Origin of the sequence: Mesorhizobium sp. M00.F.Ca.ET.216.01.1.1, assembly GCF_004010325.2 — a bacterium.
Lineage (GTDB): Bacteria > Pseudomonadota > Alphaproteobacteria > Rhizobiales > Rhizobiaceae > Mesorhizobium.
In genome coordinates this window covers 129,949-143,139 of record NZ_SADR02000005.1, presented here as the reverse complement: position 1 = coordinate 143,139, position 13,191 = coordinate 129,949, and the positions used below count along the sequence as shown (strand labels likewise).

Here is a 13,191-nt window from a genome sequence, read left to right as displayed (position 1 = left end):
CTAATTCCCTCCCGTCATATGCTTTTACGACTATGGTAGCAGATGACCGCCATTTGGCGACAAAGGTTTGACGGCTTGCAAAGAATTATCGGAATTCGGCGACGGACCGGTGACTGCGACCATCTTCGCCATGTCGAACGGGGCGGGGCTGCAATCGATATACCGCGCCATGGCGCGGTGACGGATGGCGGTTCGAACCCAACCGCGCCGTATATTAGCTGCCTCGCATTCTTCGTTGCATGTTTGCCAGTTTGGTCCGATGATTGGTGTGCGGCATGACCGCATGCCGGTTCGATGCCGCTGATCAAGGAGGAGAACATGGCGAAATTTCTCTACGTCTATCACGGCTCGGGCAAGATGCCGACCGAGGAGGCCGAACGGAAAGCGGCAATGGACGCCTGGAACGGCTGGTACGGCAAGCTTGGCTCGGCCGTGGTCGATGGCGGCAATCCGGTCGGCATGTCGAAGACGGTGCTGCCCGGCGGCAAGGTCGAGAACAATGGCGGCAGCAATCCGACCGCTGGCTATACAATCATTGAAGCAAACGACATCGACGATGCCGTCGGCAAGGCCAAGGATTGTCCCATTCTGATGGACCCGGCTTTCAGCGTCGAGATTGCGCCGATCATCGAAATGAGTTGACGCGCCGTTTGTTTGAGCATGATCTTTCCGAACCGAAGGTCAGCGAAGCAAAAACCGGGTCCCACTTTTCGGGATCATGCTTTACCGCGCCGCTATCGCCGCTGCGGCCCCTGCCATGGTCGTGGCGCTGACGCGATTGGCGATCTTCATCGCCCGCTTGCTTTTGAGCAGTTTGCGCGCCTGCGCTGCGGCGAGCACCCAGGCAAGATCGATGGCGACCAGGACCACCGCCATGGTCAGCGTCAGCTCGGCCCAGCCGACGATGCTGACCGACGCAAGGTCGATGATCGTCGGCAGCAGCGCCAGATAGAACATCATGATCTTGGGGTTGCCGAGCGTCACCGCCATGCCGGCCAAGAACAGCTTGGCCGGCGAATCCTCGCGCGGCATCTCGCCTTCTCTTGCCTCGACCGGCGCGGTCCACATCTTCCAGCCGAGGTAGGCGAGATAGGCGACGCCGAGCCATTTCACGATGACGAAAGCGAAGTGGAAGGTCTGCGCCACCACCGCCAGCCCGAACACTGCCAGCGACAGCCAGATGCCCTCGCCGATCCACATGGCAAGCAGGAACGGGAACACGTCGCGAAAACCTTTGGCGATGACCCGTGCCACAAGTGCCGCGATCGACGGGCCGGGCGAACCGGCGGCGACAACCAGCGCCCCGGCGAAGATCAGGAGAGAGGTGAGATGCATGACCAGGATCTCTGTTTAAGAGGTTCGATCCATCAACACTAACCCAACTGACCCGGCGGCGGTAGCACCGGCAAGACGGAGACTTGCTGGCCCGCCACCTCGCAGCTAGAAGTTCCGTCCCGACACAATTTCGAGCATCACTTTGCCTACGTAATCACCGGTCTCGTCAACTCCCCCGACACAATGCAGGGCGTCGCATTCGCGATGCCTGTTTTTCATCATGTGTTCTTCAGGGTGGCGGTTCGAGACCGGTTTGGCACTGCTGAACCGTCGTCGTGCCCCTGTCACCCACGACGCCTGACTTTCCGATCGCCGCTGATTTTCCGATCGCCACAGCTTCTCGCCACGCCGTGCCCGCATGGGCATCTCGACATCGCCGGCTTGACGAACTTCCCGACGGGAAGGGCTTTTCGGCATGTCTGCTCTATTGCGTATCCGCTGGGCGATCGCACCCAGGACCGCACCTCAACCTCACATCAACTGCAATCGCTGCGGCGGCCTGAAGGCCTATCGCTGCAGTTGGAAATTCCGCGTCAACGCCAACGGCAAACGCATCGACGCGTGGCTGATCTACCGTTGCGTCGATTGCGACAACTCCTGGAATTTCGGCATCCTGGAACGGTGCAATCGCCGCGACATCGAGCCGGCATTGCTCATGGCGCTCGAAAGCAACGATCCGGCCCTGGCGCGCCGCCATGCCTTCGATGTCATTGCGCTGCGAAGCCGGATCGGACGCGTCGAGGAATTTCCAGAAGTCGCAGTGCACAAGCAGATGCTTGGCGACAGACTGGAAAATACGACGGTACTGGAGCTGCAGCTCGGGCTCGAAATGCCGACGTCGTTGCGGCTTGACCGGTTGCTCGCCAGTGAACTCGGCATCTCCCGGTCGAGGCTTCAGGTATGGCAACAGCGGCAATTGCTGGCCATCGGCCCGGATGGGACCAAAGCCTTGCGCAAGCCGGCCCGAATGGGGACGGCGATCCGCATCGACCTGGCCGGCGAACCCGACCGGAACGACATCATTTCGGCTGCCAGCGCATAAAAGCTGCCAGCGCATAAAATAAAGGGAGGGAGCACGCACGTGCTCCCTCCCGGTAACTCACTTCGATGATGAGAAAAGCTTACGCCGCGCCGACCACTTTCGCCGACTTCTCGAAACGCTTGCGCTCGTTCGGATCGAGATAGAGCTTGCGCAGCCGGATGGTCTTCGGCGTCACCTCGACCAGCTCGTCGTCCTGGATCCACGCCAGCGCCCGCTCCAGCGTCATGCGGATCGGCGGCGTCAGCTTCACCGCCTCGTCCTTGCCGGCGGCGCGGATGTTGGTCAGCTTCTTGCCCTTCAGCACGTTGACCTCAAGGTCGTTGTCCCGGCTATGGATGCCGATGATCATGCCTTGATAGACCTTGACGCCCGGATCGATGACCATCGGGCCGCGGTCTTCCAGGTTCCACATGGCATAGGCCACCGATTCGCCCTGTTCGTTGGAGATCAGCACGCCGTTGGTGCGGCCCGGCAACTCGCCCTTGTAGGGCTCGTAGGCATGGAACAGCCGGTTCATCACCGCGGTGCCGCGCGTGTCGGTCAACAGTTCCGACTGATAGCCGATCAGGCCGCGCGTCGGCGCGTGGAAGACGATACGCTGGCGGTTGCCGCCCGACGGACGCAGCTCGACCATCTCGGCCTTGCGCTCCGACATCTTCTGCACGACGACGCCGGCATGCTCCTCGTCGACGTCGATGACGACTTCCTCGACCGGCTCCAGCAATTCGCCGTTGTCGCCCTTCTGCATGACGACGCGCGGCCGCGACACGGCGATCTCAAACCCTTCGCGGCGCATCGTCTCGATCAGCACGGCAAGCTGCAATTCACCGCGTCCGGAGACGAAGAACGAATCCTTGTCCGGCGATTCCTCGATCTTCAGCGCGACGTTGCCTTCGGCCTCGCGCAGCAGGCGGTCACGGATGACGCGGCTGGTCACCTTGTCGCCCTCAGTGCCGGCGAGCGGCGAGTCGTTGACGAGGAACGACATCGTCACCGTCGGCGGATCGATCGGCTGCGCATGCAGCGGCTCGGTCACGGAAGGGTCGCAGAAGGTGTCGGCGACGGTGCCCTTCGACAGGCCGGCGATGGCAACGATGTCGCCCGCCTGCGCCTCGTCGATCGGCTGGCGCTCGAGCCCGCGGAAGGCGAGGATCTTCGAGATGCGCCCGGTTTCGACCTGGGTGCCGTCATGGTGCAGCACCTTGACCGCCTGGTTGGATTTCAGCGTGCCGGATTCGATGCGGCCGGTGATGATGCGGCCGAGGAACGGATTGGCTTCCAGGATGGTGCCGATCATGCGGAACGGGCCGGGGTGAACGACCGGCGCCGGCACATGCTTGATGACGAGATCGAACAGCGGTGCCAGGCCCTGGTCCCTCGGACCTTCGGGGTTCTCGGAGACCCAGCCGTCGCGGCCTGAGCCGTAAAGGATCGGGAAGTCGAGCTGCTCGTCGGTCGCGTCGAGCGCCGCAAACAGGTCGAACACTTCGTTGACCACCTCGACATGGCGGGCGTCCGGCCGGTCGATCTTGTTGATGACGACGATCGGCTTCAGGCCGACCTTGAGCGCCTTGCCGACGACGAACTTGGTCTGCGGCATCGGCCCTTCGGCGGCGTCGACCAGCACGATGGCCGAATCCACCATCGACAGGATGCGCTCGACCTCACCGCCGAAATCGGCGTGGCCGGGGGTGTCGACGATGTTGATGCGGGTGTCCTTCCAGTCGACCGAGGTCGCCTTGGCCAGGATGGTGATGCCGCGTTCCTTTTCGAGGTCGTTCGAATCCATGGCGCGCTCGGCGACGCGCTGGTTGTCGCGGAACGAGCCGGACTGCTTCAGAAGCTGGTCGACGAGGGTGGTTTTCCCATGGTCGACGTGCGCGATGATCGCGATGTTACGAATTTTCATGTTGTGGTCTCGGGAGCGTTGCAGGCAGCGGGCCAAATGGCGCCGCCTCTTTCGGTTGCGCGGCTCATACAGGGTTTTTCGCATTTGCGAAAGAGGAGGTCGATAACCAAATACGTGGTCACCAAATCTTAAGCGTCTGCGTGTGTAATGGTTTTGTTAACCAAGGCGGAACCTTTCGCGGTCCGGGCAGTTTGATTTTTCATGACACATTCAGTCAACAATTTCCGGACGATCGTGTGGGCAACCCTTGCCGTCGTCCTCGCCGTTGGCGCCGCGCAGTCGGCAGCAACGCTTAAAGAGCCGCGGCCGGCCGCGCCGCCCAATACGCAAACCGCCGAGCAGCTTTTCGCCGACGCCCCCGACGGCGTCGACCCGGTGGTGACCGGGCCGGTCAGTGCTGCCTTCAAGCAGCGGCAGCAGGCCGCCAACTGCGACAGCGCCGTCTGGCCGAAGATTCCAACCGTTTGCTATCCCGACTAATACCTCACGCCGACCGTACCGGATCGAGCGTCACCTTGTAGAGTTCGTTGTCGTCGCGATCCATCAGCCGCACCGTCATCTGCTCGGTGGCGCCACTGATATCGACGAGGCCGAAGAACTGCAGGCCCGCTGACGGCGGCAAATTCTGGCCCTGCTCGGCAGTCGGCGCCTTGATGAACTTCAGTTCCGGACCGAAGGTCATGTCGAAGTCGTTCGGGCCGAAGGTGCCGGCGTGGAGCGGACCGGAGACGAATTCCCAGAACGGATTGAAATCCTGGAACTGCGCCTTGTCCGGATTATAGTAATGCGCCGCCGTGTAGTGGACGTCGGCAGTCAGCCATACGGTGTTGCTGATGCCGACATTCTTTATATAGCGAAGCAGGTCGGCGATTTCCAGCTCGCGTCCCTTTGCCGGGCCGTTGTCGCCGTTGCTGACCGCCTCGGCCCCGACCTTCTTGGTGCCGTCGTTCCAGACGATGAGGCCGAGCGGCATGTCGGCGGCGATGATTTTCCAGGTCGCGTTGGAGTTTGCCAGTTCGCGCTTCAGCCACTTCATCTGCTGTTCGCCGAGGATACGCGATTCCGGCGTCATCGTGTCCTGTATGTCCGGACCGTTGGGCCCACGATAGGCCCGCATGTCGAGGAAGAACACGTCGAGCAGCGGCCCATAGGCGATCTTGCGGTAGACGCGGCCGGGCTCGGACGGCTCGTAGCGGATCGTCGTCATCTCGTGGAAGGCGCGCGCCGCACGTGCCGCCAGAACATGGATGGATTTCTCGCTGTAGCGGTTGTCGCCCGTCAGGTCCTTCGAATCCGACCAGTTGTTCAACACCTCGTGGTCGTCCCACTGGTAGAAGGTCGGGCAGATGGCGCTGAGCCCCAGCACGTTTTTGTCCATCATGTTGTATTTCCACTGCGCCCGGTATTCCTCCAGCGTCTCGGCAACCTTGCGCTTTTCGTCGACGAGGACCGTGTTCTTCCACTTGCCGCCGCCGGGCAGGTCGACCTCGTCCTTCATCGCGCCGTCGGCATAGATGGTGTCGCCGGAATGCAGGAAGAAGTCGGGCGTGTGCTTGCCGATCGTGGCGTAGGTCTTCATGCCGGTGTCGTCGATGCCCCAGCCCTGGCCTGCGGTGTCGCCCGACCAGGCGAAACGAATGTCGCGCTTCGAGGCCGGCGCTGTGCGGAAGCGACCGACGATCGGCTCGGAGACGGCGTTGATGTCGGCGAGATCGGCCGCGGCCATGCGGTAGAAGATGTCCTGGTCGGAGGCGAGGTCGGTGAGCAACCGCTTCACCGTGTAATCGCTGGCCGGCGACGTATCGAGCGGCGCAAGGCGGGTGGCATTGGCGAAATTCTCGGTCGACGAAACTTCGAACATGACGCGTGACGGGCGATCGGTGCGCGTCCACACCATGCCGCTGGTGGCGTCGACATCGCCGGACTGGATGCCATGGGTAAAGGCCGGCCGCTGATTGGCGCGCGAATAATAGGGCAGTGCAAGCCCCGAGGCGCCGACGAGGCCAATGGCGCTGGCGGACGTGACGAAGGCGCGCCGCGTCATCGAATTCTTGTTCATGGCTGTCTCCTGGATGGCGTTGAACGTCCCCGCCAAGGTCCAGCGTCAATGTTTCAGGCACATCTCGAAACCATGAAGGTTTCATTACAACCAACAGCCAAGCTGCCGATCTCCCCCCTTGTGGGGGGAGATCGCCGGCAGGCCAGAGGGGGGCGCTGCCCCTCCGACATAGAAGGATTGGACAAGCCGCAGACTGTTTGAAGCAGAACTCAGGGGAGGGTTAGAGGCCGGCGATTCTTCGCGCCCCCCTCTGCCCTGCCGGGCAACTCCCCCACACGGGCCCACACGGGGGGAGATCGGCAATTTGACCGACAGCGCTCAAGCCGCTTGCGGTTCCGGATCGAAGGCCGGGCGGCTGGTGTTGATCAGCAGCGAGATGCAGGCGGCGGCTATTGCCGTCATGCCGGCGATGAGGAAGGCAAGCTCGTAATTGCCCTGCAGCTCGCGCATCGTCCCGCCGAAGAAGGCCGCGGTCGCCGCACCAACCTGATGGCCGGCGACGATCCAGCCGAACACGATCGGCCCGCTGCGGTCGCCGAACGCCTCGTTGGAAAGCCGCAGCGTCGGCGGCACCGTGGCGATCCAGTCCAATCCGTAAAGCACAGCAAAGATGATCAGGCTGGCCGCCGAGAAGCCGGAATAAGGCAGATAGATCAGCGACAGGCCGCGGATGCCGTAATAGACGCCGAGCAGCTTGCGTGGATCGAAGCGGTCGGTGAGCCAGCCCGACAGTGTCGTGCCGATCAGGTCGAAGATGCCCATCATCGACAGCAGACCGGCGGCCTGCACCTCGCCGATGCCCATGTCGCCGCAGAAAGCGATAAGATGCGTGCCGACCAGCCCGTTGGTGGTGAAGCCGCAGACGAAGAAGGTAGCGAACAGGTACCAGAACACGCGTGTGCCGGCGGCGCGGCGCAGCGTGGCGAGCGTGTGCGTGAGGAAATTGCCCTGCGACGCCGGCGGCACAGGCGGCACGTCGTCGGCCTCCGCGCCGTAGCGCACCATGCCAATCGAGGCTGGGCGCTCCGGCACCAGCAGCCAGACCAGCGGCACGAGACAGGCGGTGGCGACCGCAATGGCGATGGCGACCGGCTTCCAGCCGCCCGATTGGGCGAGTGAGGCAAGCAACGGTAGGAACACCAGCAGGCCGGTGGCGCTGGAGGCCGACATCAGCCCCATCACCAGGCCGCGATTGGTCTTGAACCAGCGGTTGACAATGGTGGCGCCGAGCACGGTGGCGACCGCGCCCGAACTAACGCCGGAAAATACGCCCCAGGTGACGAGCAGATGCCAGGGCTTGGTCATCAACAGGCTGAGCGCCGTCGAACCCGACATCAGCAGGAGCGCGGCAAGCAGAGTGCGGCGTAGCCCGATCCGTTCCATCAACGCTGCAGCGAACGGCCCTGTCAGGCCGTAAAGGAAGATGCCGATGGCCGCAGCCAGGGAGACGACATCACGCCGCCAGCCGAAACTTTCTTCCAGCGGCAGCATCATGACGGAGGGCGCCGAACGGAGGCCAGCTGCGATCAGCAGGCAGAGGAAGATGACGGCCACCACGACGAAAGCGTAGCGCTGGCCAAACGGTCGGGATTGAGCTATCATGTTACTGACCGGTACGTTGCAGATGGGTCAAAGGTATACGTACCGATCGGTAACATTGTCAACTAGGCAACTGACATGTCGAGAATGAAAAGCATTGATCCATCGATCAAGCCGGGTGAAGCAACCCCGCCCCGCGCCGCCGAAAGGATCCTCGGCGTGGCGCGCGACCTGTTCTACCGGCGAGGCATCAGGGCGATCGGCGTCGACGAGATCGTGCGGCGGGCCGGCGTCACCAAGCCCAGCCTCTACCGCAGCTTTCCGTCCAAGGATGAGCTCGCCGCATCCTATCTCCGGCAATATGATCTGGAATTCTGGGAACGCTTCGACGAGGCGGTGGACGCCCATCCCGGCGACCCGCGCGCGCAGATCAAAGCCTTCCTGATCCGCGTCGGCAAGCGCACGCAAAAGACTGACTATCGTGGCTGCGGCATGACCAACGCTGCGGTCGAGTACCCCGAACGTGGCCACCCGGCCCGCGTGGTGAGCGAAGCCAACAAGCAGGAGTTGCGGCGGCGCCTGCGCGCCATGGCAACAGCGATGGGTGCCGGCGACGCCGACACGCTCGGCGACGGGCTGCTGCTACTGATCGAGGGCGCTTATATCAGCGGCCAGTTGTTCGGCGCCGGCGGACCGGCGCAATCGGTGGCTCGCAACGCCGACCTGCTGATCGAAGCGAGCTTGAAGAAATAGCGTTTGATATTAGAGCCTGTTCCATCCCGATAGAATCGGGATGGGGCTCTATCTTTTTGTTTGAGCATGATCTTTTCCGAACCGAAGGTCCGCGCCGGCGAAACCGGATTCCACTTTTCGGGATCATGCTCTAGGCTGCGGCAGCCCGAAACGGAGTTGTCGGCCATGCGCGCGCTTTTGATCCCGCTTGCCCTCGCCGGTCTCTGCCAGGCGGCCCAGGCCGGCGACATATCCAGCGTCTACACCGATCTCGACTGGAAGCAGGACTGTGTGACCTATGCGCAGGCGGAGGAAGGCGACGGCGACTGGGCCAGCCTCGCCTGTTCGGGCTATCGCGGCTACCCGGTGCTGGTCGCATACGACGACGCCCGCGAATCGCTGTTCTACGGCTTTCCGTCCAGCGACATGACCTCGGTCTGGGAAAGCTTTTCCAGTTTCAACTCGGCTAGACCCAAGGTCGAGTGGCGGATCGAGACCAAGGGCGATGTCGCCGTTCCTTTCGCAGTCATCCACCGCCGCTCGATCAGCAATCCCGACGACGACAACAAGCCGACCGAAGTGCTGCTCGTCGCCAAGGTTGCCCAGCCCGACAGCCATGAGGGCTGTACCGTCGGGCTGGTGCTGGCCACCGGCAATCCCGACGCCAACGATCAGGCGCGTAAGCTCGCCGACGACAAGGCGCGGAGCTTTGCTTGCGGCACGGACAGGCATGTGGTGATCGGCAAGACCCCGGATTTCGGCCGCGTCGACAACTGATGCATGTCGCCCAAAAGTGCGCAGCGGTTTTGGGGTAACGACATGCATAAACACAAAAATTTGAGGCGCGTCGCCTGAATCCCTCCAGGCGCGACGCGCTTGAGCAGTCGGACTACTTGCGCTTCGCCCGTTCGATCGCCTCGACGATCATCCTCTTGGCATAGACGGAATCGTGCCAGCCCTCGATCTTGACCCATTTGCCGGGCTCGAGATCCTTGTAGTGTTCGAAGAAGTGCTGCACCTGCTGCCGGGTGATGTCGGGCAGGTGCGTAAATTCGGTCACGTTCTCGTAGCGCAGCGTCAGCTTGGGCGAGGGCACGGCGATGATCTTCTCGTCCAGGCCGGCATTGTCTTCCATGACCAGCACGCCGATCGGCCGCACATTGATGACGCAGCCTGGCACCAGCGCGCGCGTGTTGCAGACCAGCACGTCGATCGGATCGCCATCGCCCGACAGCGTGTGCGGCACGAAGCCGTAATTGCCGGGATAGCGCATCGAGGTGTGCAGGAAACGATCGACGAACAGCGTGCCGGCCTCCTTGTCCATCTCGTATTTGATCGGTTCGCCGCCGATCGGCACCTCGATGATGACGTTGACGTCCTCAGGCGGGTTCTTTCCGGTGGCTATGGCTGCGATGCGCATGGCTCTTTCCCTCTCTCGATTTCAAAACCGAATAGCGGGCGGCGCGGCACGGTGCAATGCGGCGAATGGTGCCGATCGGGCGGAGTACTCAACCGCGCAGCGCGCCCTTCTGGACACGCAATGGAGATTGCCTTGATTTGCAATAATCGTTTCGGAACCGAAACCGTTTCGGGATCATGCGACAGCTGTCATTCCCAGACGAAAGCGACCTTCTTCAGTGCCTTCTGCTCGAAGATCTCGACACCCTCGGCAACATCGCGGCCGCCGGCACCGGCATAGAAGGCGAGCGCGTTCTGGTTGTCTTCCAGCGCCCACACCACCATGCCTTTCAGCCCGTGGTCGGCCAGGCGGGCGCGCGCTGCCTTGAACAGCCGGCTGCCCAGCCCGATGCCTTGATATTCGGGGCGCAGGTAGAGCTCGTAGATCTCACCCTGCTGCTTGAGTTCGCGGGCACGGTTCTTGCCGATGGTGGCATAGCCGGCGACCTTGCCGCCGATCTCGACGACCAGAACCGTAGCGGCACGGCGGATGGCGTTCGCCCACCAGGCGGGGCCGCGGCGGTTGATCATCGATGTCAGCGTGCGGTGTGGAATGATGCCGGCATAGGCGCCGAGCCAGGCTTGCTGGTGCACGTCGGCGATCGCGCCGGCGTCGCGCGGCTCAGCTTTCCTTATGTCGATGGTCACCGTGTTCATGATTCATTAACCATAAGCCGGCATCGCGCGATTGCAAGAGTCCGGCTGAAGGGCGCGGCGCTTTCGCACAGGCGGATGGAGACACTCCTGACATCGGAGAACCTGCCTGGAACGCGCTCTGCCGAAGCGGATGGCGCGGTTTACGAGAACCGAAGCGCAGCGGACATCTGGTACTTTGATTTGCGCATGATCCTTTACCGAAATCGAACTCGATTTCGGGGTCATGCGCCTGGTTCTCAGATTTCGACTAGGTGATCGTCCAACTCGTTGCTATCGCCTGGTGAAACGGGGAAATGCTCGGCCAGCACCCGCCCCATCGCTTCGATCGCCTTGACGAAACCATCGGCGAGACGGTCGTCGCCGGCATGCGCGGTAAGGTCGCGCACGGCATCGTCCCAGACATGCTGGCCGACGCGGCTGTTGATACCGCTGTCGGCGACCACTTCGGCATAGCGCTCGGCGATAGACACGAACACCAGCACGCCGGTGCGCGCCGTGGTGCGGTGGACATTGCGGGCGAGGAACTGCTTGACCGCGTTGGCATGCGCGGCCTGGTAGCGCAGCCGCCTCGGCACGAGATGGATGCGCAAGCCGGGCAGCGCCCAGAGCAGAACAAGCACCGAGGCGAGCGCCAGAAGCTGGGCGAAGACAAAATGCGGCAGGCGGATCGACAGCCACCAGGCTTCCAGCCCGTAGCCGACGGCGAGACTGACGATCAGCATGGCTGATGTCGCCATGAACGCGGCCGGGAAGAAATAGCCGTCGCTGGCATGCGCCACCACGCAGTATATCTCGCCATCGGTCTTTGATTCGGCGGCGCGGATCGCCGTGGCGATGCGCTCATGATCCTCGTGGCTGATCGGTCGTGTTGCCATATGTCTCACCAGCTTCCTGAAGAACCGCCGCCGCCGGACGAGCCGCCGCCACCTGAAAATCCGCCACCACTTGAGCCGGAAGACCAGCTGCTGCCGGAACTGCCTGACGACCAGCCGCTGCCGGACGAGGAGCCCGATGTCCAGCTGCCACCCCGGGACCATGACCTCGACCCATGGCTGTAGCTGAAGGTCATGCCAAGCCATTTATACACGCCCGGCGACAGCTTTGTGCCGAAGACCGGCGGCAGGAACGCCATCGCCAGGCCGCCCAGGAACAGCGTCACCCACAGGATGACGAACAGCGCGACGATCGGATCGATGGAGATGGTATCAGGCGGGTTGCGGGCGCCGCGCGCCTCCAGCTCCTCCGGATTGCCCTCCAGCACCATGACCATGTCGTCGACGGCCTTGCTGATGCCGCCGGAGAAGTCGCCGGCGCGGAATGCCGGCACCATGTCGTTTTCGATGATCAGCTTGGTATGCAGGTCAGTCAGCGTGCCTTCCAGCCCGTAGCCGACCTCGATGCGCATCTTGCGGTCGTTCTTGGCCACCAGCAACAGCACGCCATTGTCCTCACCGCCCTGTCCGAGCTTCCAGGCGCGGAACAGCCGGTTGGCGTAGGGTTCGATCTCCTCGCCGTCGAGGCTATTGATTGTCGCGACAACGATCTGGTCGGAGCCTTTTTTTTCGAAGTCGGCGAGCTTCTGGGTCAGTGCCGCCCTGGTCCCGGCATCGATGATGCCGGCATCGTCGACGACCCGCCCGGTGAGTGCCGGCAGGTCTGCGGCGACAGCCGTGAAGCTGACGAGCAACAGCGCCATGGCAATCAAGGCGGCGCTGATCGTGGTTGCGAGGCGGTCAGGCTTTGGCGGTGTGATCACGTGTCCTGTCATGCCGTCACCAGCTTCCCGAAGAGCCGCCGCCACCTGACGAGCCGCCACCACCGGAAAAGCCGCCGCCGCTTGAACCCGACGACCATCCCCCGCCGGAACCTCCCGACGACCAGCCGCCGGATGACCGTCGACCCGGCTCGAAGGTCATGCCGAGCCAGCGATAGCGGCCAGGGCCGATCTTCTGGCCAAAGATCGGCGGCAGTATGGAAACGGCGATGCTGCCGAAGAAGATGACCGCCCAGATGCCGATGAAGACGGCAAAGAACAGATCGTCGGCATTGAACGGCGTCTGCTGGTTGCGAGCGCCGCGCGCCTCCAGCTCCTCCGGATTGCCCTCCAGCACCATGACCATGTCGTCGACGGCCTTGCTGATGCCGCCGGAGAAGTCGCCGGCGCGGAATGCCGGCACCATGTCGTTTTCGATGATCAGCTTGGTATGCAGGTCAGTCAGCGTGCCTTCCAGCCCGTAGCCGACCTCGATGCGCATCTTGCGGTCGTTCTTGGCCACCAGCAACAGCACGCCATTGTCCTCACCGCCCTGTCCGAGCTTCCAGGCGCGGAACAGCCGGTTGGCGTAGGGTTCGATCTCCTCGCCGTCGAGGCTATTGATTGTCGCGACAACGATCTGGTCGGAGCCTTTTTTTTCGAAGTCGGCGAGCTTCTGGGTCAGTGCCGCCCTGGTCCCGGCATCA

14 protein-coding genes are annotated in these 13,191 nt (G+C 62.8%); 5 read left to right on the top strand and 9 right to left on the bottom strand.

The genetic code is table 11. The annotated features are described in order from the left end of the window. The first annotated feature begins 318 nt into the window (after positions 1-318). Positions 319-642, top strand: coding sequence for a hypothetical protein (locus EN859_RS09130; RefSeq protein ID WP_127853028.1), 324 nt, complete (start codon positions 319-321; stop codon positions 640-642). A gap of 81 nt (positions 643-723) precedes the next feature. Here EN859_RS09130 and EN859_RS09125 read toward each other — a convergent pair whose 3' ends face one another. Further along, positions 724-1,335 carry a LysE family translocator gene (locus tag EN859_RS09125; protein ID WP_127853027.1) on the bottom strand — a complete coding sequence of 204 codons (612 nt, stop codon included), beginning with the start codon at positions 1,333-1,335 and terminating at the stop codon, positions 724-726. A 415-nt stretch (positions 1,336-1,750) separates the two neighbouring features. Between EN859_RS09125 and EN859_RS09120 the strand changes: the two genes are divergently transcribed. Beyond that, positions 1,751-2,377, top strand: coding sequence for a DUF1062 domain-containing protein (locus EN859_RS09120; RefSeq protein ID WP_127853026.1), 627 nt, complete (start codon positions 1,751-1,753; stop codon positions 2,375-2,377). Positions 2,378-2,456: 79 nt separating this feature from the next. Here the strand turns inward: EN859_RS09120 and typA are convergent, their stop codons facing one another. Next, complete coding sequence (gene typA, locus EN859_RS09115) at positions 2,457-4,286, bottom strand: translational GTPase TypA (protein ID WP_127853025.1); 1,830 nt, start codon at positions 4,284-4,286, stop codon at positions 2,457-2,459. A gap of 201 nt (positions 4,287-4,487) precedes the next feature. Here typA and EN859_RS09110 point away from each other — a divergent pair, with 201 nt between their 5' ends. Next, a complete protein-coding gene (locus EN859_RS09110) occupies positions 4,488-4,766 on the top strand; it encodes a hypothetical protein (protein WP_127853024.1) in 279 nt (92 codons plus the stop codon). Positions 4,767-4,770: 4 nt separating this feature from the next. Here EN859_RS09110 and EN859_RS09105 read toward each other — a convergent pair whose 3' ends face one another. Further along, complete coding sequence (locus EN859_RS09105) at positions 4,771-6,345, bottom strand: alkaline phosphatase (RefSeq protein ID WP_127853023.1); 1,575 nt, start codon at positions 6,343-6,345, stop codon at positions 4,771-4,773. Between the two features lie 318 nt (positions 6,346-6,663). Next, positions 6,664-7,947, bottom strand: coding sequence for an MFS transporter (locus tag EN859_RS09100; protein ID WP_127853022.1), 1,284 nt, complete (start codon positions 7,945-7,947; stop codon positions 6,664-6,666). Between the two features lie 75 nt (positions 7,948-8,022). Between EN859_RS09100 and EN859_RS09095 the strand changes: the two genes are divergently transcribed. Continuing rightward, entirely contained in the window at positions 8,023-8,637 is a 615-nt protein-coding gene (locus EN859_RS09095) for a TetR/AcrR family transcriptional regulator (RefSeq protein WP_127853021.1), read from the top strand. Positions 8,638-8,802: 165 nt separating this feature from the next. Continuing rightward, complete coding sequence (locus tag EN859_RS09090) at positions 8,803-9,393, top strand: hypothetical protein (protein WP_127853020.1); 591 nt, start codon at positions 8,803-8,805, stop codon at positions 9,391-9,393. 112 nt (positions 9,394-9,505) lie between these two features. Here the strand turns inward: EN859_RS09090 and ppa are convergent, their stop codons facing one another. From ppa to EN859_RS09065, 5 genes are all read right to left on the bottom strand, one after another. Next, positions 9,506-10,036 carry an inorganic diphosphatase gene (gene ppa / locus EN859_RS09085; RefSeq protein ID WP_127853019.1) on the bottom strand — a complete coding sequence of 177 codons (531 nt, stop codon included), beginning with the start codon at positions 10,034-10,036 and terminating at the stop codon, positions 9,506-9,508. A 188-nt stretch (positions 10,037-10,224) separates the two neighbouring features. Further along, positions 10,225-10,731, bottom strand: a complete 507-nt coding sequence (locus EN859_RS09080) for a GNAT family N-acetyltransferase (protein WP_127853018.1) — start codon at positions 10,729-10,731, stop codon at positions 10,225-10,227. A gap of 236 nt (positions 10,732-10,967) precedes the next feature. Beyond that, on the bottom strand, positions 10,968-11,606 hold the full coding sequence (locus EN859_RS09075; protein WP_127853017.1) for a TPM domain-containing protein: 639 nt from the start codon (positions 11,604-11,606) through the stop codon (positions 10,968-10,970). A 5-nt stretch (positions 11,607-11,611) separates the two neighbouring features. Continuing rightward, positions 11,612-12,427: a YgcG family protein gene (locus EN859_RS09070; protein ID WP_245525515.1), complete on the bottom strand. Its 816-nt coding sequence runs from the start codon at positions 12,425-12,427 to the stop codon at positions 11,612-11,614. 76 nt (positions 12,428-12,503) lie between these two features. Next, positions 12,504-13,191, bottom strand: a 688-nt coding sequence (locus tag EN859_RS09065) for a YgcG family protein (protein WP_135913526.1), incomplete at its 5' end; no start/stop codon positions are given.